Source organism: Pseudomonas sp. NyZ480 (genome assembly GCF_029537255.1).
Lineage (GTDB): Bacteria > Pseudomonadota > Gammaproteobacteria > Pseudomonadales > Pseudomonadaceae > Aquipseudomonas > Aquipseudomonas taiwanensis.
Genome location: NZ_CP120626.1, coordinates 5,067,587 through 5,091,100, shown reverse-complemented (window position 1 = coordinate 5,091,100; position 23,514 = coordinate 5,067,587). Strand labels below are relative to the sequence as shown.

20 protein-coding genes and 3 pseudogenes are annotated in these 23,514 nt (G+C 60.1%); 14 read left to right on the top strand and 9 right to left on the bottom strand.

All coding sequences use genetic code 11. The features are described 5' to 3' along the window. Positions 1-74 precede the first annotated feature (74 nt). Entirely contained in the window at positions 75-1,175 is a 1,101-nt protein-coding gene (gene gbcB / locus P3R38_RS23390; RefSeq protein ID WP_023382772.1) for a glycine-betaine demethylase subunit GbcB, read from the top strand. A gap of 76 nt (positions 1,176-1,251) precedes the next feature. On the opposite strand, the gene P3R38_RS23385 is transcribed toward gbcB, so the two are convergent. Then, entirely contained in the window at positions 1,252-2,877 is a 1,626-nt protein-coding gene (locus P3R38_RS23385; protein WP_277686657.1) for a methyl-accepting chemotaxis protein, read from the bottom strand. 273 nt (positions 2,878-3,150) lie between these two features. On the opposite strand from P3R38_RS23385, the gene P3R38_RS23380 reads away from it, so the two are divergent. From P3R38_RS23380 to P3R38_RS23370, 3 genes are all read left to right on the top strand, one after another. Continuing rightward, the gene (locus P3R38_RS23380; protein WP_023382770.1) at positions 3,151-3,381 is read left to right on the top strand and encodes a hypothetical protein; all 231 of its coding nucleotides are present in this window, start codon (positions 3,151-3,153) and stop codon (positions 3,379-3,381) included. Beyond that, positions 3,378-3,680 (top strand): cell division protein ZapA, encoded by a 303-nt coding sequence (locus P3R38_RS23375; protein WP_023382769.1) that lies wholly within the window; start codon positions 3,378-3,380, stop codon positions 3,678-3,680. Before P3R38_RS23380 ends, P3R38_RS23375 begins: the two co-directional genes overlap by 4 nt. A gap of 181 nt (positions 3,681-3,861) precedes the next feature. Beyond that, positions 3,862-5,799, top strand: a complete 1,938-nt coding sequence (locus tag P3R38_RS23370; RefSeq protein WP_277686656.1) for a methyl-accepting chemotaxis protein — start codon at positions 3,862-3,864, stop codon at positions 5,797-5,799. 785 nt (positions 5,800-6,584) lie between these two features. On the opposite strand, the gene P3R38_RS23365 is transcribed toward P3R38_RS23370, so the two are convergent. Further along, positions 6,585-7,625: a low specificity L-threonine aldolase gene (locus tag P3R38_RS23365; RefSeq protein WP_023382766.1), complete on the bottom strand. Its 1,041-nt coding sequence runs from the start codon at positions 7,623-7,625 to the stop codon at positions 6,585-6,587. Between the two features lie 340 nt (positions 7,626-7,965). On the opposite strand from P3R38_RS23365, the gene P3R38_RS23360 reads away from it, so the two are divergent. From P3R38_RS23360 to fdhA, 7 genes are all read left to right on the top strand, one after another. After that, positions 7,966-9,219 carry a serine hydroxymethyltransferase gene (locus P3R38_RS23360; RefSeq protein WP_023382765.1) on the top strand — a complete coding sequence of 418 codons (1,254 nt, stop codon included), beginning with the start codon at positions 7,966-7,968 and terminating at the stop codon, positions 9,217-9,219. 14 nt (positions 9,220-9,233) lie between these two features. Beyond that, on the top strand, positions 9,234-10,484 hold the full coding sequence (locus P3R38_RS23355) for a sarcosine oxidase subunit beta family protein (RefSeq protein ID WP_023382764.1): 1,251 nt from the start codon (positions 9,234-9,236) through the stop codon (positions 10,482-10,484). 15 nt (positions 10,485-10,499) lie between these two features. Continuing rightward, positions 10,500-10,835, top strand: coding sequence for a sarcosine oxidase subunit delta (locus P3R38_RS23350; RefSeq protein WP_023382763.1), 336 nt, complete (start codon positions 10,500-10,502; stop codon positions 10,833-10,835). Beyond that, positions 10,832-13,852, top strand: a complete 3,021-nt coding sequence (locus P3R38_RS23345; protein ID WP_023382762.1) for a sarcosine oxidase subunit alpha — start codon at positions 10,832-10,834, stop codon at positions 13,850-13,852. Before P3R38_RS23350 ends, P3R38_RS23345 begins: the two co-directional genes overlap by 4 nt. Positions 13,853-13,952: 100 nt before the next feature. After that, on the top strand, positions 13,953-14,585 hold the full coding sequence (gene soxG, locus P3R38_RS23340; protein WP_023382761.1) for a sarcosine oxidase subunit gamma family protein: 633 nt from the start codon (positions 13,953-13,955) through the stop codon (positions 14,583-14,585). 12 nt (positions 14,586-14,597) lie between these two features. Further along, on the top strand, positions 14,598-15,455 hold the full coding sequence (gene purU, locus P3R38_RS23335; RefSeq protein ID WP_277686655.1) for a formyltetrahydrofolate deformylase: 858 nt from the start codon (positions 14,598-14,600) through the stop codon (positions 15,453-15,455). A 304-nt stretch (positions 15,456-15,759) separates the two neighbouring features. Further along, the gene (gene fdhA, locus P3R38_RS23330) at positions 15,760-16,959 is read left to right on the top strand and encodes a formaldehyde dehydrogenase, glutathione-independent (RefSeq protein ID WP_023382759.1); all 1,200 of its coding nucleotides are present in this window, start codon (positions 15,760-15,762) and stop codon (positions 16,957-16,959) included. Between the two features lie 109 nt (positions 16,960-17,068). Here fdhA and P3R38_RS23325 read toward each other — a convergent pair whose 3' ends face one another. The 6 genes from P3R38_RS23325 to P3R38_RS23300 all read right to left on the bottom strand — a co-directional run bounded on the left by P3R38_RS23325 (position 17,069) and on the right by P3R38_RS23300 (position 20,433). Further along, the gene (locus tag P3R38_RS23325; protein WP_277686654.1) at positions 17,069-17,305 is read right to left on the bottom strand and encodes a hypothetical protein; all 237 of its coding nucleotides are present in this window, start codon (positions 17,303-17,305) and stop codon (positions 17,069-17,071) included. 225 nt (positions 17,306-17,530) lie between these two features. Next, positions 17,531-18,373: an RHS repeat-associated core domain-containing protein gene (locus tag P3R38_RS23320; RefSeq protein WP_277687234.1), complete on the bottom strand. Its 843-nt coding sequence runs from the start codon at positions 18,371-18,373 to the stop codon at positions 17,531-17,533. Between the two features lie 256 nt (positions 18,374-18,629). Then, on the bottom strand, positions 18,630-18,893 hold the full coding sequence (locus tag P3R38_RS23315; protein WP_023382755.1) for a DUF3077 domain-containing protein: 264 nt from the start codon (positions 18,891-18,893) through the stop codon (positions 18,630-18,632). Between the two features lie 139 nt (positions 18,894-19,032). Next, positions 19,033-19,275, bottom strand: a complete 243-nt coding sequence (locus P3R38_RS23310) for a hypothetical protein (protein ID WP_023382754.1) — start codon at positions 19,273-19,275, stop codon at positions 19,033-19,035. Positions 19,276-19,787: 512 nt separating this feature from the next. After that, positions 19,788-20,051, bottom strand: coding sequence for a DUF3077 domain-containing protein (locus P3R38_RS23305; protein WP_023382755.1), 264 nt, complete (start codon positions 20,049-20,051; stop codon positions 19,788-19,790). A gap of 139 nt (positions 20,052-20,190) precedes the next feature. Continuing rightward, entirely contained in the window at positions 20,191-20,433 is a 243-nt protein-coding gene (locus P3R38_RS23300; protein WP_277686653.1) for a hypothetical protein, read from the bottom strand. Positions 20,434-20,896: 463 nt separating this feature from the next. On the opposite strand from P3R38_RS23300, the pseudogene P3R38_RS23295 reads away from it, so the two are divergent. Next, positions 20,897-21,076 (top strand): annotated as a pseudogene (locus P3R38_RS23295) (hypothetical protein); the annotation flags it as partial. Here the strand turns inward: P3R38_RS23295 and P3R38_RS23290 are convergent. Continuing rightward, positions 21,046-21,813, bottom strand: coding sequence for an RHS repeat-associated core domain-containing protein (locus tag P3R38_RS23290; protein WP_277686652.1), 768 nt, complete (start codon positions 21,811-21,813; stop codon positions 21,046-21,048). The pseudogene P3R38_RS23295 and the gene P3R38_RS23290 sit on opposite strands and share 31 nt — an antisense overlap. Positions 21,814-22,019: 206 nt before the next feature. Between P3R38_RS23290 and P3R38_RS23285 the strand changes: the two are divergent. Both P3R38_RS23285 and P3R38_RS23280 read left to right on the top strand, forming a co-directional pair. Further along, a pseudogene (locus tag P3R38_RS23285) lies at positions 22,020-22,151 on the top strand (DUF2780 domain-containing protein); the annotation flags it as partial. 58 nt (positions 22,152-22,209) lie between these two features. Next, a pseudogene (locus P3R38_RS23280) lies at positions 22,210-22,495 on the top strand (IS481 family transposase); the annotation flags it as partial. Between the last annotated feature and the right edge of the window lie 1,019 nt (positions 22,496-23,514).

Sequence of the window (23,514 nt, the reverse complement as noted above, 5' to 3'; positions counted from 1 at the left end):
AGGAATGTACGTCGCCTTCAGCTTGCGCATTATCCAAGCCATAAAAGGCCAATAGTCGGCCGCTGGAGATGAACATGTCCGATACCTTCCTCAATCCGGTCACCACCCAGACCTGGGCCAACGGCCGCCACATCGTGCGCTGCGTCAAGGTCATCCAGGAGACCTGGGACGTGCGCACCTTCTGCTTCATGGCCGACCAGCCGATCATGTTCTTCTTCAAGCCAGGGCAGTTCGTCACCCTGGAGCTTGAAATCGACGGCAAGCAGGTAATGCGTTCGTACACCATCTCCAGCTCGCCATCGGTGCCGTACAGCTTCTCGATCACCGTCAAGCGCGTGCCGGGGGGGCTGGTGTCCAACTTCCTGCACGACACTATGCACGAAGGCCTTGAGGTGCCGGTGCACGGCCCTGTCGGGCTGTTCAACGCCATCGACTTCCCCGCGCCGAAAGTGCTTTACCTGTCGGGTGGCGTGGGCATTACCCCGGTGATGTCGATGGCGCGCTGGTTCTATGACACCAACGGCAATGTCGACATGGTGTTCGTCCACAGCGCCCGTTCGCCCAAAGACATCATCTACCACCGCGAGCTGGAGCAGATGGCGTCGCGCATCCCTAACTTCAGCCTGCACATCATTTGCGAGAAGCATGGTTTGGGCGAGCCGTGGGCGGGCTACCGTGGTTACCTGAACCAGCGGCTGATGGAGCTGATCGCCCCTGACTACATGGAGCGCGTGGTGTTCTGCTGCGGGCCGACGCCATACATGAGCGCGGTCAAGCGCATGCTCGAAGCGGTGGGCTTCGACATGAAGAACTACCACGAAGAGTCGTTCGGCGCCACGCCGCCAGAGGCCAAGGCCGATGCGGTCGAACATGCCGAACAGGCCGCCGACGCGCCGGAACTGGACGCATCGGACCTGAACCTGGTGGAGTTCGTCGGCAGCGACAAGAGCATCCGCGTCGCGCCGGGCGAGACAGTGCATGCGGCGGCGGCGAAGGTCGGGCTGATGATTCCCAAAGCCTGCGGCATGGGCATCTGTGGCACCTGCAAGGTACTCAAGCTCGGTGGCGAAGTGGAGATGGAGCACAACGGCGGTATTACCGAGGAAGACGAAGCCGAAGGCTACATCCTGTCGTGCTGCAGTGTGCCGAAGGGGGATGTACGGATCGAATACTGATCCGAAATGGCTGGCTCCTGCACCCTTTTGTGCAGGAGCCGGCTTGCTGCGATGGGCCGCGAGCGGCCCCGCTTTCTCAGGTGCGGAACCGCGCCACCAGTCCATTCAAATCCACTGCAAGGCGCGACAACTCCGCACTCGCCGCACTGGTCTGATGCGCTCCTGTCGCGCTTTGTACCGACAGGTCATTGATGTTGACCAGGTTGCGGTCCACTTCCCGCGCCACCTGGGCCTGCTCTTCCGCCGCGCTGGCGATAACCAGGTTTCGCTCATTGATCTGCGCCACTGCGCCGGCAATGATATCCAGCGCCATACCGGCGCCACGGGCGATGTTGAGGGTGGACTCGGCGCGTTCGGTGCTGGTGCGCATCGACGCCACGGCCTCGTCGGTACCGCCCTGGATGCTACCGATCATGCGCTCGATTTCGCTGGTCGATTGCTGGGTACGATGGGCCAGCGCCCGCACTTCATCGGCCACCACCGCGAAACCACGGCCAGCTTCACCGGCGCGGGCGGCCTCGATGGCGGCATTGAGCGCCAACAGGTTGGTCTGGTCGGCCAGGCCCCGGATCACATCCAGCACCTTGCCGATGTCGCGTGATTGCTCGGCCAGGTGGGTGATCAGCTTGGCAGTGGCCTGCACATCGCCGCTCATGCGTTCGATGGCACCGACCGTCTCCATCACCAGGTCGCGGCCATCGCCTGCCGAACGGCTGGCCTCGCTGGAGGCTTCCGAGGTGCTGACCGCATTGCGCGCCACTTCTTCCACTGCGCTGGTCATCTCGGTGACGGCGGTGGCGGCCTGTTCGATTTCATTGTTCTGCTGCTGCAGGCCACGGGCGCTTTCGTCGGTAACGCTGTTCAACTCTTCGGCAGCCGACGCCAGCTGGGTGGCGGAGCCGGCGATCAATTGCAAAGTGTCGCGCAGTTTGTCCTGCATGCGGGCCATGGCACGCAGCAGGCGAGCAGCTTCGTCGGTGCCTTCGGCACGGATGGTGTGGGTCAGGTCGCCATCGGCCACCTGTTCGGCGCACTTGAGCGCTTCCTCGATAGGTTTGACGATGCTGCGGGTCAGTAGAAACGCGCAGAGGAAGGTCAGTACGGTGGCGGCAATCAACAGCCCGACCACCAGGGCGAAGGCGGTGTCGTACTGACTGGCGGCGATTTCGTTGGTCGCGCGGGTCTGCTCGGTGTTGATCCGTACCAGGGTATCCATGACCTTGTTGATTTGTTCGGAGTTTGCCAACAGATCGCGATTGAGCAGGTCGCGCAGCTCGTCGGTGCGATTGGCCTGGCTCAGGCTGCGCATGCGGGCTTCGAGCTGACGGTACTGATTGAGCAGTTGCGTGTACTGGTCGAATGCGGCCTGTTCATCGGCTGCGCTGATCAGTGGCTCGTAGGCACGACGGGCCTGGTCGATCTGGGCATTGCGCTGGTCCAGCAGGGCCAGGGTATCGCGCTGAGTTTCTGGCTCCCGGTTGGTCAACAGGCGGTACGAGAGGGTACGCAGGCGCAGGTTGAGCGATGTCAGCTCATCGAGGGTCTTGATGCTCGGCACGCTGATGTTCTCGATGGCGACGCCCGCCTGTCGGATGCTGCCCATCTGGATGAGCGAGAAAACACCGAGGCCGAGCATCAGCAGGCCGATCAGCGCGAACCCGAGGAGTGCGCGCGGGGCAATGTTCATGTTGCGTAGGGACATGGGAGAGGGGTCCAGGGAAATGAAGGCGCGGTCCGTGCGACAAAATATGACCTGACAAGCTATCGGACGTGACTGATCGGTCTTGAGTGCGACCGGACAATTATGTGAGGTCGCTAACGGTTTTCCTGACCGGCGGTTGACCCAGGTCGGAACAAGGTGCTGCTTACCCTGTCAATCTGCGCAGGCAATAGCCTTGAGAATCCGATATTTAATGGCGAGGGTTCGCGCTTTTCTTTATCGTGTGCGCCCTTTGCAACAACCCGAGATAGACCTATGTTGGAAGCCTCCCTGAATCAACTCGAGCAACTGGTCAGCGACCTGATGCAGAAAAACGCTCAGCTCACCGAGCAAAATACCGCCCTCGGCCAGCAATTGGCCCAAGCCAAGGAGGAAAACGAGACCCTGCAGCTGTCGCTGATGGAGCAGGAAGAAAAGCACGGTGCTACCGCTGCCCGTATCCAGGCATTGGTTGAGCGCGCCAGCGCAGGTGTCGTCGGCGCATGAGACTGCAAGCGCAGCCGATCAACGTCGTGTCGATCCTTGGCAACGACTATTCGATCAAGGCGCCCGAAGGCCAGGAGGAGACCCTGGCGCAGGCGGTACGGATGCTCAACACCGCCCTGGCCGAGACCAAGCGACAGTACCCGACCCTGATCGGTGACAAACTGCTGGTGCTGGCGGCCCTGAATCTGTGTTCCAAGCAGGTTGAACTGCAACGCGAACACCAGCAGACCCTTGAGCGTACCCAGGCGCAGATCGACGCCACCGTGGACGCGATCGTTCGGACCATTGCCGAGCAATAACTTCTGCACCGACCCTTTGTAGGAGCGGGTTTACTCGCGAATGCGGCGGTGAACGCAACATCGCATTCGCCGGCGAACCCGCTCCCACAAGGCGCAGCAGCTTGCGTCAGATCGCTGGATTAACTGGATACGTAAGTGTATACACTTCCCCCAAAACAATAATTGGTGGGAGAGTGGTGGCATGCGTATCTGGCGGCGCAGTATCCAGTGGCAGTTGATCGCGAGCATGGGCGCGGCCCTGCTGGCGAGCATCCTGGTGGTGGTGGCGATCTATACGGTGGCGGTCAACCGCCTGACCGACCGGTATTTGGTCGACACGGCATTGCCGGCCAGCATCGAAGCCATCCGCAACGACATCGAGCGTATGCTCGGGCAGCCGCTGACCGCAGCGGCCGACATCGCGGGCAACACCCTGCTGCGCGACTGGCTCGCAGCCGGTGAGAACCCCGCCGAAGCGCCCCGTTTCATCGAGTACTTGGAGGCTGCCAAGCAGCGCAACCGAGCCTTCACCACCCTGTTCGCCTCGACCGAAACTGGCCACTACTACAACGAGAAGGGCCTGGACCGAACCCTGAGCCGCGACAACCCCAAGGACACGTGGTTCTATGGCTACATCGACAGCGGCGCCGAGCGCCTGATCAATATCGACATCGACGGCTCCACCGGGGAGCTGGCGCTGTTCATCGACTATCGCGTGGAAAAGAACGGCCAACTGGTGGGTGTGGCGGGCATGGGCCTGCGCATGACCGAATTGTCGAAGCTGATCCATGACTTCAGTTTCGGCGAGCACGGACGGGTCATGCTGGTGCGCAACGATGGCCTGATCCAGGTGCATCCAGAGAACACGTTCAGCGGCAAACGCCAGCTTACGGAGCAGATCGGCGCCGGGGCCGCCAAGGCGGTCATGGCTGCAGGTGACAACCTGCACAGCACCCGCTTCAGCCGTGACGGTGAAGACTACCTGGCCCTGGGCCTGCCCCTGCGCGACTTGAACTGGACGCTGGTGGCCGAAGTGCCGGAAGCCGAGATCTACGCCCAGGCGCGCCAGGCCGTGTGGCTCACCAGCCTGATCGGTGGTGCCGTGGCGCTGGTTTCATTGCTGTTGGTGGTACTGATGGCGCGCGGGCTGGTGCGGCCAATCCGCCAGGTCACTGCGGCATTGGTGCAGATCGGCAGTGGCGGGGGAGACCTCAGCCAGCGCCTGGATGACTCGCGTGAAGATGAGCTTGGCGACCTGGCGCGCGGCTTCAACCAGTTCGTCGACAGCCAGCGCGCACTGATCGGTGAGGTGCTGCGCACCACCGAGCGCCTGCACCTGGCGGTCGGGCAAGTGACCCGGGTAGTGGACAACACCGCCGAGCGCTCGGGGCGGCAGCAGGAAATGACCGAGATGGTCGCCACGGCTGTGCACGAGATGGGCCTGACCGTGCAGGACATCGCCCGCAACGCCGGTGATGCAGCCCAGGCATCGCAGTCGGCTCGTGACGAAGCCTTGCAGGCGCGCGAGGTGGTGCGCCGGTCGATACAGGGCATCGAGGGCATGTCCGGCGATATCGGCAAAGCGGCGGATGCAGTTGCGCAGTTGGCGGATGAAGTCTCCTCTATCGACGAAGTTCTTGCCGTTATCCGCAGCATTTCCGAGCAGACCAACCTGCTGGCGCTGAACGCTGCCATCGAAGCGGCGCGGGCGGGGGAAATGGGCCGTGGTTTCGCGGTGGTCGCCGACGAGGTACGCACGTTGGCGCGGCGTACGCAGGTGTCCACCGACGAAGTCCAGCACATGATCCAGCGCCTCAAGCATGGCGCCGGCATGGCCGTGAGTTCGATGCAGGCCGGGCAGCAGGCGACCGGTAGCGGTGTCGAGTCCAGCCAGCGCACCGGGACATCGCTGGGCGCGATTACCGATCAGGTCGAGCACATCAGCGACATGAACAGCCAAGTGGCCACGGCGACCGAAGAACAGTCGGCGGTGACCGAGGAAATCAATCGGACAGTGCAGGGGATTTCCGACTTGGCCAGGGAGACGGCGGCCGAGGTGCAGGGCTGTAGGCAAGAGTGTCAGGCCTTGCGCGGGTTGACCGATGACCTGGCGCGGCAAATGGGCGGGTTCAAGCTTTAGATTGGTGCTGCGTTCATCGCCGGCAAGCGGTTCCTACAGGTGCTGTCCGCTCTCTGTAGGAGCCTGCTTGCCAGCGATGCTGCCTCGACGACGCAACGAACAGGCCTGCTGTTCGGGCGAAAGCGTAATTCAGTTGTGTCAGAGCGATTCGAGGTTAAGGTTTACAAAGGCGAAACCCTGCTCGCTAAAGTAAGCATATTGATAGAGTTTCACTCGATACTTTTTGCTGCTGAAGGCGATTCTTCGATCCGCTGACTGGGCCAATGTGGTGAGCACGTCATAAACAGTTATTTTATCTTGGATTATGATGCCTTCATTATCGACCGTGAGTGTGAGGCTATTTCCGTTTGGGGTTGGACTGCGTTGTGCAAGTTCAAGTAGAGGCGCGGGTGCCTCGGTGGTTACTCCGCCATTTGTCGAAGTTAGGTTGAGCCTTGTACTCCAGTCTGTCTCCTGCTTTTTTGTACTTCCTTGAGAATGAAAGTCTGAAAGTCTCCGCCCGTCACATAAGTGAACCAGTCATTGGCGGTCAGGCAGAACAAGGGTAACCCGGCAAACTCATCTAATGTATAGGGGGTATGGTCGATGATGACTAAATTTTTATCGATGTTTTTTATTCGCACTTGGCATCTGGCACCTTCCTGTGGGTATTCGGTCACGTCACGAGGCATATCAAAATAGGGCGCCCGTCGGAAAGTGCACAACTGTCAGAACTGCCAGTTGCAGCTTGCAACTAATTAACCGGTATTGAGGCCCGATGTGCCGAGCCTCAATAGTGGGCTCGATCAATGGCCCATGATGGCTCTGATATCCGCTGCCAACGCGCGAACTCTGGCCTCTTCGGTATCCCACGAGCACATGAAGCGCGCCCCACCGTTACCAATGAAGGTGTAGAACCGCCAGCCCTTTTGACGCAGCGCTTCGATGGCGGGTTCCGGCATCTGCAGGAAGACCCCGTTGGCCTCCACCGGGAACATCAGCTCCACCCCAGGCAAATCACTGACCAGCGACGCCAGCAACTGTGCGCAGCGGTTGGCGTGGGCGCCATGGCGCAGCCAGGCGCCATCCTCCAGCAGCCCGACCCATGGCGCCGACAGGAAACGCATCTTCGAAGCCAGTTGCCCGGCTTGCTTGCAGCGGTAGTCGAAGTCTTCGGCCAGGGCGCGATTGAAGAACAGGATCGCCTCACCGACGGCCATGCCGTTCTTGGTGCCGCCAAAGCACAACACGTCGACGCCGGCCTTCCAGGTCAGCTCGGCCGGCGAGCAGCCGAGGAACGAACAGGCATTGGTGAAGCGCGCCCCGTCCATGTGTAGGTTAAGGCCCAGCTCCTTGCAGGTGGCGCTGATCGCCTTGAGCTCGTCGGGGCGGTACACGGTGCCCACTTCGGTGGCCTGGGTAATGGTGACCACACGTGGCTTGGGGTAGTGGATGTCCTGGCGCTTGAGGGCCACTTCGCGGATCGACGCCGGGGTCAGCTTGCCTTCGATGCTAGGCGCGGTGAGCAGCTTGGAACCGTTGGAGAAGAACTCCGGCGCGCCGCATTCGTCGGTTTCGACGTGGGCGGTCTCAGAGCAGATCACACTGTGGTAGCTCTGGCACAACGAGGCCAGGGCCAGGGAGTTGGCGGCAGTGCCGTTGAAGGCGAAAAACACTTCGCAGTCGGTTTCGAACAGTTTGCGGAAGTACTCCGAGGCACGCTCGGTCCACTGGTCGTCGCCGTAGGCGCGTTCGTGGCCATGGTTGGCCTTTTCCATCGCCGCCCAGGCTTCGGGGCAGATTCCGGAGTAGTTGTCGCTGGCGAATTGTTGGCTGTTATCTGGCATGACACGGTCCTGTGAACGACGCAGAACAGCACTCTAAACCATCGCTTCGGCGGTTGCCTATACAAGCTGCGCATCGGTTGATATGTGTGGTGGCCGGGCTGGCCTTCTCGCGGGTAAACCCGCTCCCACAGCGATACCACAGGCCTTCAGCACACCGCACTGGCTGTGGACGCGGGTTCGCCCGTGACAGGGCCGGCATAAACAGCACAACGACGAATGTCGTAAACGCGCCATTGCAAGGCGTGCGCAGGCATCTGAGTCACCCCGGCCAGTCATACCATCGCCATAAAGGGCCACAGTGCCTTACAGACAAGAAACGATCGCTGCCGGGAGAAACAAGATGTTCAGCAAGCAAGACCAGATCCAAGGTTATGACGATGCACTGCTGGCGGCGATGAATGCCGAAGAACAGCGTCAGGAAGATCACATCGAGCTGATCGCCTCGGAGAACTACACCAGCAAGCGCGTGATGCAGGCCCAGGGCAGCGGCCTGACCAACAAGTACGCCGAGGGCTACCCAGGCAAGCGTTACTACGGCGGCTGCGAGCATGTCGACAAAGTCGAAGCGCTGGCCATCGAGCGCGCCAAGCAGCTGTTCGGCGCCGACTACGCCAACGTCCAGCCACACTCTGGCTCCTCGGCCAACGGCGCTGTCTACCTGGCCCTGCTGCAGGCCGGCGACACCATCCTGGGCATGAGCCTGGCCCATGGCGGCCACCTGACCCACGGCGCCAAGGTGTCGTCCTCGGGCAAGCTGTACAACGCCGTCCAATACGGCATCGACACCAACACCGGCCTGATCGACTACGACGAAGTCGAGCGCCTGGCTGTCGAGCACAAGCCGAAGATGATCGTTGCTGGCTTCTCGGCCTACTCCAAGACCCTCGACTTCCCACGCTTCCGCGCCATCGCCGACAAAGTGGGTGCGCTGCTGTTCGTCGACATGGCCCATGTGGCCGGCCTGGTCGCCGCTGGCCTGTACCCGAACCCGATTCCGTTCGCCGATGTGGTCACCACCACCACCCACAAGACCCTGCGCGGCCCTCGTGGCGGCCTGATCCTGGCCAAGTCGAACGAAGAGATCGAGAAGAAACTCAACGCGGCCGTCTTCCCAGGCGCCCAGGGCGGTCCGCTGATGCACGTCATCGCTGCCAAGGCCGTGTGCTTCAAGGAAGCGCTGGAACCTGAATTCAAGGCCTACCAGAAACAAGTCATCGAGAACGCCCAGGCCATGGCCCAGGTGTTCGTCGATCGCGGCTACGACGTGGTCTCCGGCGGCACTGACAACCACCTGTTCCTGGTCAGCCTGATTCGTCAGGGCCTGACCGGCAAAGACGCCGACGCCGCCCTGGGTCGCGCCCACATCACCGTCAATAAGAACGCCGTACCGAACGACCCGCAGTCGCCGTTCGTCACCTCTGGCCTGCGCATCGGTACCCCGGCCGTCACCACCCGCGGCTTCAAGGTTGCCCAGTGCGTGGCCCTGGCCGGCTGGATCTGCGACATCCTCGACAACCTCGGCGATGCCGACGTCGAAGCCGATGTGGCCAAGAACGTCGCCGCCCTGTGCGCCGATTTCCCGGTTTACCGCTGAGGGAGTAACCCACCATGCAACGTTATTCGGGCTTCGGCCTCTTCAAACACTCTCTCAGCCACCACGAGAACTGGCAGCGCATGTGGCGCACGCCGACCCCTAAGAAGGTCTACGACGTGGTCATCGTCGGCGGTGGCGGCCACGGCCTGGCCACGGCCTACTACCTGGCCAAGGAGCACGGCATCACCAACGTGGCGGTAGTCGAGAAGGGCTACCTGGGCGGCGGCAACACTGCCCGTAACACCACCATCGTGCGTTCCAACTACCTGTGGGACGAGTCGGCGCACCTGTACGAGCACGCCATGAAGCTGTGGGAGGGCCTGTCCCAGGACCTCAACTACAACGTGATGTTCTCCCAGCGCGGCGTCTACAACCTGTGCCACACCCTGCAGGACATGCGTGACTCCGAGCGTCGTGTCAGCGCCAACCGCCTCAACGGCGTGGATGGCGAGCTGCTCAACACCGCCCAGGTCGCGGCCGAGATCCCGTACCTGGACTGCTCGAAGAACACCCGTTACCCGATCCTCGGCGCGACCGTTCAGCGCCGTGGCGGCGTGGCCCGTCACGACGCCGTGGCCTGGGGCTTCGCCCGTGCCGCCGATGCCCTGGGCGTGGACCTGATCCAGCAGACCGAAGTGATCGGTTTCCGCAAGGAAAACGGCGCGGTCATCGGCGTGGAAACCAACAAGGGCTTCATCGGCGCCAAGCGCGTCGGCGTGGTCACCGCCGGTAACTCCGGGCACATGGCCAAACTGGCCGGCTTCCGCCTGCCGCTGGAATCGCACCCGCTGCAAGCACTGGTGTCCGAGCCGATCAAACCGATCATCGACAGCGTGATCATGTCCAACGCCGTGCACGGCTACATCAGCCAGTCCGACAAGGGCGACCTGGTGATCGGTGCGGGTATCGACGGCTGGGTCGGCTACGGCCAGCGTGGTTCTTACCCGATCATCGAGCACACCCTGCAAGCGATCGTCGAAATGTTCCCGAACCTGTCCCGCGTGCGCATGAACCGTCAGTGGGGCGGCATCGTCGACACCACCCCGGATGCGTGCCCGATCATCTCCAAGACCCCGGTCAAGAACATGTTCTTCAACTGCGGTTGGGGTACCGGCGGCTTCAAGGCCACCCCGGGTTCGGGCAACGTCTTCGCGGCGAGCCTGGCCAAGGGCGAGATGCACCCGCTGGCTGCGCCTTTCTCCATCGACCGTTTCTACAACGGCGCACTGATCGACGAACACGGCGCTGCTGCCGTCGCCCACTAACCGGAGACAACCGTCATGTTGCAAATTTTCTGTCCCCACTGCGGCGAGCTGCGCTCCGAAGAAGAGTTCCACGCCTCTGGCCAGGCGCACATCGCCCGCCCGCTGGACCCCAACGCCTGCTCCGACGAGGAGTGGGGCACCTACATGTTCTTCCGCGATAACCCTCGCGGTATTCACCACGAACTGTGGGACCACGTTGCCGGCTGCCGTCAGTACTTCAACGTCACCCGTGACACCGTGACTTACGAAATTCTGGAAACCTACAAGATTGGCGAGAAGCCACAGGTGACCGCCAACGGCAAGGCCAGCAGCGCACCGTCGACCGTCAAAGGCCAAGGGGAAAAAGTATGAGCCAGACCTATCGCCTCGCCAGCGGCGGCCGTATCGACCGCAGCAAGGTCCTGAACTTCACCTTCAACGGCAAGACCTACCAGGGCTATGCCGGTGACACCCTGGCCGCCGCGCTGCTGGCCAACGGCGTCGACATCGTCGGTCGTAGCTTCAAGTATTCGCGCCCTCGCGGGATCATCGCCGCCGGGACCGAAGAGCCGAACGCCATCCTGCAGATCGGCTCCAGCGAAGCCACCCAGATCCCTAACGTGCGTGCCACCCAGCAGGCACTGTACGCAGGCCTCGTCGCGACCAGCACCAACGGCTGGCCGAACGTCAACAACGACGTCATGGGCATTCTCGGCAAGGTTGGCGGCAGCATGATGCCGCCGGGCTTCTACTACAAAACCTTCATGTACCCGAAATCGTTCTGGATGACTTACGAGAAGTACATCCGCAAGGCAGCCGGCCTGGGCCGCGCGCCGCTGCAGAACGACCCGGACAGCTACGACTACATGAACCAGCACTGCGACGTGCTGATCGTCGGTGCCGGCCCTGCTGGCCTGGCCGCCGCACTGGCCGCCGCCCGTAGCGGTGCCCGTGTGATCCTGGCCGACGAACAGGAAGAGTTCGGTGGCAGCCTGCTCGACAGCCGCGAAACCCTCGACGGCAAGCCTGCCGCGGACTGGGTCAACAGCGTCGTCAAAGAGCTGGAAAGCCTGCCGGAAGTGACCCTGCTGCCGCGTGCCACGGTCAACGGCTACCACGACCACAACTTCCTGACCATCCACGAGCGCCTCACCGACCACCTCGGTGACCGTGCCCCGATCGGTCAGGTGCGTCACCGCGTCCACCGTGTCCGCGCCAAGCGCGTGGTGCTGGCGGCCGGTGCCCACGAGCGCCCACTGGTGTACGGCAATAACGACGTGCCGGGCAATATGCTGGCCGGTGCCGTTTCCACCTACGTACGCCGCTACGGCGTGGCCCCAGGCCGCAAACTGGTGCTGTCGACCAACAACGACCACGCCTACCGCGCCGCGCTGGACTGGCACGACGCCGGCCTGCAAGTGGTGGCGATCGCCGACGCGCGCCACAATCCACGCGGTTCGCTGGTCGAGGAAGCGCGCGCCAAGGGCATTCGCATCCTCACCTCCAGCGCTGTGATCGAGGCCAAGGGCAGCAAGCACGTCACCGGCGCCCGTGTCGCCGCCATCGACGTCCAAGCGCACAAGGTCACCAGCCCTGGCGAAGTGCTCGAATGCGACCTGATCGCCACCTCCGGCGGCTACAGCCCGGTCGTTCACCTGGCCTCGCACCTGGGCGGCCGTCCGGTATGGCGTGAAGATATCCTCGGCTTCGTGCCGGGCGACGCACCGCAGAAGCGCGTGTGCGTAGGCGGCGTGAACGGCGTGTACCCACTCGGTGACGTGATTGCCAATGGTTTCGAAGGTGGTGTGCAAGCCGCCACCGAAGCCGGCTTCAAGGCTACCGTCGGCACCCTGCCAAAAGCCGTGCAGCGCAAGGAAGAAGCGACCGTCGCGCTGTTCCAGGTTCCGCACGACAAGGGCACTGCCCGTGCGCCGAAGCAGTTCGTCGATCAGCAGAACGACGTCACTGCCGCGGCCATCGAACTGGCCACTCGCGAAGGCTTCGAGTCGGTCGAGCACGTCAAGCGCTACACCGCGCTGGGCTTCGGTACCGACCAGGGCAAGCTGGGCAACATCAACGGCCTGGCCATTGCTGCCCGTTCGCTGGGTATCGGCATTCCGGAAATGGGCACCACCATGTTCCGCCCGAACTACACCCCGGTGACCTTCGGTGCGGTAGCCGGTCGCCACTGCGGCCACCTGTTCGAGCCTGTGCGTTTCACCGCCCTGCATGCCTGGCACGTGAAGAACGGCGCCGAATTCGAAGACGTCGGCCAGTGGAAACGTCCGTGGTACTTCCCCAAGGCGGGTGAAGACATTCACACCGCCGTGGCCCGTGAATGCAAGGCCGTGCGCGACAGCGTGGGCCTGCTGGACGCCTCGACCCTGGGCAAGATCGACATCCAGGGCCCGGATGCCCGCGAGTTCCTCAACCGCGTGTACACCAACGCCTGGACCAAGCTCGACGTGGGCAAGGCTCGCTACGGCCTGATGTGCAAGGAAGACGGCATGGTCTTCGACGACGGCGTGACCGCTTGCGTTGGCGACAACCACTTCTACATGACCACCACCACCGGCGGCGCCGCCCGTGTGCTGCAGTGGTTGGAGCTGTACCACCAGACCGAATGGCCAGAGATGAAGGTGTACTTCACCTCGGTCACCGACCACTGGGCCACACTGACCCTGTCCGGCCCCAACAGCCGCAAGCTGCTGAGCGAGCTGACCGACGACATCGACCTGGACAAGGAAGCCTTCCCGTTCATGACCTGGAAGGAAGGCACCGTCGGCGGCGTGCCGGCCCGTGTGTTCCGAATCTCGTTCACCGGTGAGCTCTCGTACGAAGTGAACGTCCAGGCCAACTACGCCATGGGTGTGCTGGAGAAGATCGTCGAGGCAGGCAAGAAGTACAACCTGACCCCGTACGGCACCGAGACCATGCACGTGCTGCGTGCCGAGAAGGGCTTCATCATCGTTGGCCAGGATACCGACGGCTCGATGACCCCGGACGACCTGAACATGAGCTGGTGCGTGGGCCGCAACAAGCCGTTCTCGTGGATCGGCCTGCGTGGCATGAACCGCGAAGACTGCGTGCGCGAAAACCGCAAGCAGCTGGTGGGCCTCAAGCCCGTGGACCCAACCAAGTGGCTGCCGGAAGGTGCTCAGTTGGTGTTCGACCCGAAACAGCCGATCCCGATGGACATGGTCGGGCACGTCACTTCCAGCTACGCGGCCAACTCCCTGGGCTACTCGTTCGCCATGGGTGTGGTCAAGGGCGGCCTCAAGCGCATGGGCGAGCGTGTCTACTCGCCGCAGGCCGACGGCAGCGTGATCGAGGCGGAAATCGTGTCTTCGGTGTTCTTCGATCCGAAGGGTGAGCGGCAGAACGTTTGACTCTGGGCCCTGTGGGGGGTGGCTTGCCGGCGATAGTGCCGGTGGCCACACCACAGAAGCTGCTTCGCATCGACGAACAAGAATTCAAGGCAGGTAAGAAATGAGCGCTATCAACGTCTTCCAGCAAAACCCCGGCGCCGAGGCCAAGGCCCAGTCGCCACTGCACCACGCCGACCTGGCCAGCCTGGTGGGCAAAGGCCGCAAGAACGCAGGCGTGACCCTGCGTGAGAAGAAATTCCTCGGTCACCTGACCATCCGTGGCGATGGCCATGACCCAGAATTCGCCGCAGGCGTGCACAAGGCCCTGGGCCTGGAGCTGCCGGTGGCGCTGACCGTGGTCGCCAATGGCGAAATGTCGCTGCAATGGATGGGCCCAGATGAGTGGCTACTGATCGTCCCAGGCGGCCAGGAGTTCGCAACCGAGCAGAAACTGCGTGCGGCCCTCGAAGGCCAGCACATTCAAGTGGTCAACGTCAGCGGCGGACAGAGCGTGCTGGAGCTACGCGGCCCGAACGTGCGCGACGTGCTGATGAAGTCAACCAGCTACGATGTTCACCCGAACAACTTCCCGGTGGGCAAGGCGGTCGGTACCGTGTTCGCCAAGTCGCAACTGGTGATCCGCCGTACTGCCGAGGACACCTGGGAACTGGTGGTTCGCCGCAGCTTCTCCGACTACTGGTGGCTGTGGCTGCAGGACGCTTCGGCCGAGTATGGCCTGAGCATCGAAGCCTAAGGAGAACTGAACATGAGTCGGGCACCGGATACTTGGATTCTCACCGCCGACTGCCCGAGCATGCTCGGCACCGTCGATGTGGTGACGCGTTACCTCTTCGAGCAGCGTTGCTATGTCACGGAGCACCACTCCTTCGATGATCGGCTGTCGGGGCGCTTTTTCATTCGCGTCGAGTTCCGCCAGCCGGACGATTTCGACGAAGCCGGTTTCCGTGCCGGCCTTGCCGAGCGTAGCGATGCGTTCGGCATGACGTTCGAGCTGACCGCGCCGAATCACCGCCCCAAGGTGGTGATCATGGTGTCCAAGGCCGACCACTGCCTGAACGACCTGCTGTATCGCCAGCGCATCGGCCAGTTGGGCATGGACGTGGTCGCGGTGGTGTCCAACCACCCCGACCTCGAACCGCTCGCGCAGTGGTACAAGATTCCCTACTACCATTTCGCCCTCGACCCCAAGGACAAGCCAGCGCAAGAGCGCAAGGTGTTGAACGTGATCGAGGAAACTGGTGCCGAGCTGGTCATTCTTGCCCGTTACATGCAGGTACTGTCGCCTGAACTGTGCCGGCGCCTGGATGGCTGGGCGATCAATATCCACCACTCGTTGTTGCCTGGTTTCAAAGGCGCAAAGCCGTACCACCAGGCCTACAACAAGGGCGTGAAGATGGTGGGTGCCACCGCGCACTACATCAACAACGACCTCGACGAGGGGCCGATCATCGCCCAGGGCGTCGAAGTGGTGGACCACAGCCATTACCCGGAAGACCTGATCGCCAAAGGGCGTGATATCGAGTGCCTGACCCTGGCGCGAGCGGTGGGCTATCACATCGAGCGGCGGGTGTTCCTGAACGCCAATCGGACTGTCGTTCTCTAACGGCTGTTCCAGCTTCTTCCCGACTGACGCCGCTCCCGCACGGATATCATGCCTTCAGGGGCAACGTGGTACCTGTAGGAGCGGCCTTGGCCGCGAAGAGGCCCGAACAGTTCACCCCCTCGGTTTCATCCCGCCGGTTTCCCCGCGACACTGCTGCCGCTAAAAGGCATCTGCTTGTCGCTCCCAGTCAGTGCACCCTGCGGTATCAGGCCCACAATTCTCTGCATTCCAGTAACACAAGCCGCCCATGGATGGTGGCGCTTCAACCAACGCTGCATAAATACAAATCAAGCGAGGTAAGAGCATGTCTGGCAATCGTGGAGTGGTGTATCTCGGCGCTGGCAAGGTCGAAGTACAGAAGATCGACTACCCGAAAATGCAAGACCCACGCGGCAAGAAGATCGAGCACGGCGTGATCCTCAAGGTGGTTTCCACCAACATCTGCGGCTCCGACCAGCACATGGTCCGTGGCCGCACGACTGCCCAGGTCGGCCTGGTTCTGGGCCACGAAATCACCGGTGAAATCGTCGAGAAGGGCCGCGACGTCGAGCGCATGCAGATCGGCGACCTGGTCTCGGTACCGTTCAACGTTGCCTGTGGTCGCTGCCGCTCCTGCAAAGAGATGCACACCGGTGTCTGCCTTACCGTCAACCCGGCCCGCGCCGGCGGTGCCTACGGCTACGTCGACATGGGCGACTGGACCGGCGGCCAGGCTGAGTACGTGCTGGTGCCCTACGCCGACTTCAACTTGTTGAAACTGCCACAGCGCGACAAGGCGATGGAGAAGATCCGTGACCTGACCTGCCTGTCCGACATCCTGCCAACCGGCTACCACGGTGCCGTGACTGCCGGCGTAGGCCCAGGCAGCACCGTCTACGTTGCCGGTGCCGGCCCGGTCGGCCTGGCTGCTGCAGCCTCGGCACGCCTGCTGGGCGCTGCTTGCGTCATTGTCGGCGACCTCAACCCAGCCCGCCTGGCCCACGCCAAGTCCCAGGGCTTTGAAGTGGTCGATCTGTCCAAGGACACCCCGCTGCACGAGCAGATCGTCGACATCCTCGGCGAGCCGGAAGTGGACTGCGCCGTCGACGCCGTAGGCTTCGAGGCACGTGGCCATGGCCACGAAGGTGCCAAGCACGAAGCCCCGGCCACGGTGCTGAACTCGCTGATGCAGGTTACCCGCGTCGCCGGCAACATCGGTATCCCGGGCCTGTACGTGACCGAAGACCCGGGCGCGGTAGATGCCGCTGCCAAGATCGGTGCGCTGAGCATCCGCTTCGGCCTGGGCTGGGCCAAGTCGCACAGCTTCCACACCGGCCAGACCCCGACCATGAAGTACAACCGCCAGCTGATGCAGGCGATCATGTGGGACCGCATCAATATTGCCGAAGTGGTGGGCGTGCAGGTGATCAACCTGGATCAGGCGCCGGAAGGCTACGGCGAGTTCGATGCCGGTGCGCCGAAGAAATTCGTGATCGACCCACACAAGATGTGGGGCGCGGCGTGAAGTGACTGACAAGACAAAGCCCCTCCCGTGAGGGGCTTTGTTTTTTCTGGGTTGTCCGAGGGCGGTGGAGCGAAATGCCAATGGGCGAATCGGTCAGCGGTGGAGCGGGTCAGTTCGCCTGGTCATTGCGGGTGGTGGAGCTTTCGCCTTCTTTGCCTTGCACCACGAACACAGAACCTTTGTCATCGGTTGCCAGCAACCCTGTGCTCGATACCCCGTCTACTCGCTGCTCGGCCAAGGGCATATCGGCATGTCGAATGATGGTGTGGTAGTAGTCGCCTTCTTTTACGGTAGTTGGCTTGTCGGTGTTATAGAAGAAAAGCCTGCGTTTTGATGATTTGCTCATGATTCCAGTCCCTGCCGTATCGGTTGAATGGAGGCTGCTCGAAGCCCATTTTGAACAGCCGCAGGAATTTTGATACTGGCAGAATTAACAGTTTTTTATGCGTTCGCGGGCCTGCACGAAATTGCTCGCTCGGGGCGCTTTGCAATGGAGGTCTCTGGTATGTCCTTGCGGATCATATCTGCGGCTGTAGCTTTGACTGTTACTAAAGTCGGCGGTGGTCTGCACCTAGTAGGGCTGATTTGGAGTCTGAGTAGGGCTGGCTGATCGGCTGCTACGCGGAGTCGAGTCCCTGGACGTATCAGATGACGATGGCTCGGGTGGATCCGAGCGTAGTTGCCAGCTCGACTCTTGCGTGGATGGCATAGCCTTGATGGTGGCCGTGGGTTTACCACCAGCAGTTGATCTAGGCAAAAGAGGTTCGTGCCTTGCATCCCGGATTACCCACTCGACTAAGTGTTGGGGGGTGTCAGGACGGTATGGCGATACACGCTGGAGGGGTATCTTTTTTGTGGGTGTTGAAGGAGTGGCGGCTTGCTCGGACATAGGGCTGGCACCTGAGAATGACGCTCGCCTGGTTTGGTTTGAAGGTGGGGAGAGGTTCAACGTCTTGAGCGAAGCGGTTCTCGTGAGAGTTGAAGGGCTCATCCAGTGGCCTGCCGGGGTTGCCATATTTCGACTGCGCCGCATTATCTGGCCGTTTGGCAGGAAAACAAGGGAGCGCCCGCTAGGATCTATATTGTTCACAGGATCACCCATGCAATAGCAATACGCGTTGAGCCCACCTCTTCCGAATGGGCTCAAACTGTCCGGTGAATTGAAGCGCATCCTCGCAGGGCTGAACGATCGATGGCCATTGCCCAATGCGTAGTCGGACTGTAATGAGGTGGAGGCTTCGCCATTGAACCCAAGCAGTGTCAGCAATGATGGCAGTCTTGGGTCATGGCCGTAGGCGGAGTACCTGTGAGTTTCGCCTTGGCCATTCTGTTGGACCTGCAATACCTTACCCTTGCCATCTATCGCCAGCAGGCCAGGCTTATGGCTATCGGATTGCTGTTGGGCTAATGGCATGTCGACGGTGCGGAAGATTGTGCGGTGCTGGTTGCCCTGTTTTATCGCGATGAGCCTGGTGGCTTGGTAGAAGTAAAGCGAACAGGTTGATTCTGTAGTCATGACGCAAATCTCTGCTGCACCGAATGAATGGGGCTATCAAGAGCCATTTTGAACAGCCGCAGAAATTTTGATACTGGCAGAATTAACAGTTTTAACATCTCACGCGGAACCTGTGGCTTGCCCCGCGAAGAGGCCAGCCCTGGCGACCCATGGCTCAGCGCATCATCCCCAGTTCGGCATCATCCAGCAGCGCCTTGGCCAATGCGCTCAGATAATGTGAAGCCCAGAGCAACTGCGGCTTGTTGTCCATCAGCCCGTCAATGGTCAAATCCCGCACATAGCCCATCAGTTCCGAAGCCTGTTCGCGGGCACTCTGGCAGGGAATGCCCGGTGCAATGCAGAACAACGGGTGGTTGTGGCCTTCGGCCTGGTAGAAAAAGGTCTTGCCGACGGTGGTCTTGGTGTCATCGCTGGTCATCATTCAACCTCCCTGCAGTTTCTCGACTGCCAGGCCCGGCCCTATCGCGGCTAAAGCCGCTCCTACAGGCCCAGCGCAATTCTTGTAGGAGCGGCTTTAGCCGCGATAGGGCCAGCCCAGCCAACACAAGTCTCACGCCTTAATGCAGCGTTCGCGGTTCCGCTGGCATCTGCACCTGGATCAACGCCGTCTCCAGCAGTACGCGCAGCGCTTCAAGCTCATGCATCGTGGCCATGATGAGGATCGAGGTCGGCGACTTGGGCTGCAGCAGAATGACCTGGTGCGCGACGGTTTGGGCGCACAGGGCATAGTCCGTGGCCTGGATGAGGGTGTCTTCGAGGGAAGGGGAATTGTGGGGTGGATCGGGGACGATCTTGAGCATGATGGATTGACCTCTAATGGTGCCACCACCAGCCTGCTGTCAAACAAGAAGGCGGCAGCTGTACATGGGTTGACAGACCGGTAGGTCAACCAAAACCCGGCGCACGTGAGTGCCCCATGCACAGCTGCCATAGAGGCAAAGCCATGTGGTTGACGAAATCGGCCTGTCAAAGCCGGTCGTTGATCAGTAACGACCGCCCGAGACTAGAGCGCGACCCAGGTCACTGCAATGGCTTTGGGGGATTGCGAGTATGTTTCGGAAACGTCCTACACGGAATAGGTAAATTCTTAAATGTCTTGCCGGAGGTAGGTGGGAATACGTTGTGGTTGATGGGGGATGGCACCTGCAGTGAGCCTATGCCTTAATCCCACTTTGGCCAAAGGGCACCTCTAAAAAACCTGTTTTCAGTTGGATACAGGACGTACAGCGATGGCGTGCGCAAAAAAGAGTGGGGTTGGGGCTTATCGCAACGGGCTTGCCCCGCGAAGAGGCCAGCCCTGCCAACCCGTGGCTCAGCGCATCATCCCCAGCTCGGCATCATCCAGCAGCGCCTTGGCCAATGCGCTCAGATAATGTGAAGCCCAGAGCAACTGCGGCTTGTTGTCCATCAGCCCGTCAATGGTCAAATCCCGCACATAGCCCATCAGTTCCGAAGCCTGTTCCCGGGCACTCTGGCAGGGAATGCCCGGTGCAATGCAGAACAACGGGTGGTTGTGGCCTTCGGCCTGGTAGAAAAAGGTCTTGCCGACGGTGGTCTTGGTGTCGTCGCTGGTCATCATTCAACCTCCCTGCAGTTTCTCGACTGCCAGGCCCGGCCCTATCGCGGCTAAAGCCGCTCCTACAGGCCCAGCGCAATACTTGTAGGAGCGGCTTTAGCCGCGATAGGGCCAGCCCAGCCAACACAAGTCTCACGCCTTAATGCAGCGTTCGCGGTTCCGCTGGCATCTGCATCTGGATCAACGCCGTCTCCAGCAGTACGCGCAGCGCTTCAAGCTCATGCATCGTGGCCATGATGAGGATCGAGGTCGGTGACTTGGGCTGCAGCAGAATGGCCTGGTGCGCGACGGTTTGGGCGCACAGGGCATAGTCGGTGGCCTGGATGAGGGTGTCTTCGAGGGAAGGGGAGGTGTGGGGTGGATCGGGGACGATCTTGAGCATGGTGTAAACCTCTGTCGGTTGTGCCGACGCCCTTGCTGTCAAACATATGGGTGGCGGCTGTACGCGGGTTGACAGACCGGTCGACAGAGTAAACCCGGCGCACACGAGGTGCCCCACGCACAGCCACCATAAAAGGCAAGCCACAATGCGTCCGTCGAAATCGGCCTGTCAAAGCCGGTCGTTGATTAGTAACGACCGCCCGAGACTAGAGCGCGACCCAGGTCACTGCAATGGCTTTGGGGGATTGCGAGTATGTTTCGGAAACGTCCTACACGGAATAGGTGAATTCTTAAATGTCTTGCCGGAGGTAGGTGGGAATACGTTGTGGTTGGTGGGTGATGGCACCTGCAGTAAGCCTATGCCTTAATCCCACTTTGGCCAAAGAGGGTAAAGCTATAAAGCGAAAATAATACCCTAAGGCAAGGGCTGTAAGCCCGGTGCGCTTTCGCCTGTATCAAATATGATGATACAAGGACCGAACAATCGCCGTACCGGGAAATGGCATTCAGAGTAAGGCGATTTGTTCATGGCAGGCCGGTTGTGAGCGGCTTTGTGGTCATGCCAAAAGCGCTGGGCGGTGGAACGGACTCATGTCTGGAATGAGCGAGCCAGTTATCCGGATCTTACGGTTTTATTGTTATGACTAAGCACGCCGGTGCTTGCAGTAGGGGAGCTGGTGCTTGCAGTGGAGTAAATAGACATTCCACTGTCTGAGCTCTCCCAGAAGTTTCTTCCTTGGTCGGAGAGGCTAAGAGCGTGGTCGGGATAGCGCATACTATATTGTTCTACTATTGCGTTAAGGTTGCTCCGGTATCTGGTAGAGGCTTGGAAATACTTTGAGGTTTCATGGGAGGTTCTTTTTGGACGAGCGTCTTCTTTGGAAAGTAGTTCATTGAAACGGCGAGCTTTTTGTTTTAGTTGCTGGTCGGAGTAGTCGTTGTAATGATTGTAATCAGTTTGGGCTGATAAGTCTTCCAGGCGTAAGTGCTTTCGGGGTTTTTTGGCTTTGCCTGGTTGAAATAATAAGTCGTCCGCCATGGCGGATTGAAAATGTTGCGATGGAGAAACTTTTTGCTGCTTCGGCATGAAGCGATGTAGGAAGTAGACTCTACTCATCCCGGTTGGGTCAGTGAAATTTACAGGGTCATCTCCGCAGTATACGTAGCTATTGATGCCACCCTCATCGAAAGGACTTAAGCTGTCTGGGGAATTAAAGCGCATGCGTACAGTGCTGAAGGTACGATGGCCGTTACCCATGAAGTATCCGTCGAGTTCCGAGTGCCATATCCCACCGTTGAAGCCTGAGAAAGCCTTGTTCAAGTAGTCATTATGCTGATATCCATAAACCGTGTAGGTTATGGCTGGTAGCTTATCTGTCATTTGGAGCACTCTCCTGGATTGGCGGTCTTCACTAAGATTCGGCTAGCATCAATGCTTAGATTCGAGAGATTTGAGATTTTCCGCAACTGTTAGAAATGCTAGGTGGAACTGGATTTTCATCAATTGTGATTGCTATGGGGTGCACTTCGATAAGTGCCGCAAAACAAATTCCAGAGTCTCCAGTCCAACCCTTCGTTTCCCCGTTCATGCAGAACCAGAGGCAACAGGGCGAGGTGCAGGCGCCCGAAGCGCAGGCCAGTTTGCTCAATACCTTGGGCAGCGAACTGAACATCACCCCGGAACAGGACATCAGTGGGGCAAGGGCGATGCTGGGGCTAGGTGTTCAGGCCAAGAGAGTCATGGTGCATCCTTGACGCCTCATGAGGCGGATGCATTTTGGAAGGACGTATCCATGGCTCAGCCCGCACGACGCCGAGAATACGAGCCGAGCTCCAAGCGTCGAAAGAGTCGAATCGAAGCTCGCCGCCCGCTACCGACTGAACATGAAGACCGTCATCAAATGGCGATCACGAGCCACCACGCAGCATTCTCGGTGGGGCCTGCCAAACCATCTAGTGCCAAGCTGACAGCCACCGAGGAGGCAATGGTTGTCGAGTTCCGACAGAGGACCATGATGCCCCCCCTGGGCGACATGCTGGGCCACCTCCTTGATTACTTTCCATAACTGAGCCGCAGCGCTGCGGCGTGTGTCGGATGCAGTAATAAGGTCCGTGCTGGTAGTCGTTCTCGCCCATGCCTCCTCATCAGTGCCCTGTCGTCGGCTATTAGCTATTCAACAGGCCTCGAATATGGTCTTGCTCGTTGCTAAGGTTCTCTAGGGTTCGTTGTTGGCTCACTGGCACCACCATATTTCTGTGTCTAAGTTCCCGGACATTTCGTGCTACACGCTCATATTGGCCAGCTATTTCTTCGAGTCTTTCATGGTAAGCGGAAGCTTGTTCAGGTGAAAGCGCGCTTCGAGGAGGCTGGTTGTTGAGCTTACTATACTTGGGCAGTATTGGTAGCGGTCTTTTTTCAGGTGAAATACTAGGGGTAACTACTTTTTTGTGGCCTTTTGGTAGTGACTTAGAGTAACTAGGAAGCTTTCCTAGTCTATAGGGTGGCGGTGTGCCTGCTGTTGAAAATACATTGGGGCTGGAGCTGAAATACGGCGGGGCATCTCTATTATACGAGGTGTTAACTTGGGCGGGGCTGTCGAAGCTAAGCAGTAATTTGGATCGTGTTGGAAGTGTGCGGCGCCTTGATAGTAGTATGCTGACCGTCGCATGGCCAGAAGGGTCAGCGTAGTTAATGGGATCCCCGCTGCAATAACAATAGGCGTTTATCCCTCCCTCCGAAAATGGACTTAGGCTGTCTGCGGATAGAAAACGCATCAAGATAGGGCTGAATGTTCTATAGCCGGATCCAAGGGCGTAATTGTTAGTGACTGCTTGAATAAGCTCGCCGTTAAACCCCAGTGTCGTATTTGCTGAAGGTAGCGTATGGGTGTGGCCAAAAGCGGAGTACGCATGGGGTGTGCCATAATCATCGATCTGTCCAAGTAGTACCGAGTTGTTAACATTCGTCGCCAATAGACAAGTATCAGGTTTTTCATGCAGGCTACGTTCCGCCAGGAGATAGTTCGTAGTTCGAAATATCGTCTTGCTTCGCGTAGCGGTTCCTGTTGTCAGGATTTTGTCT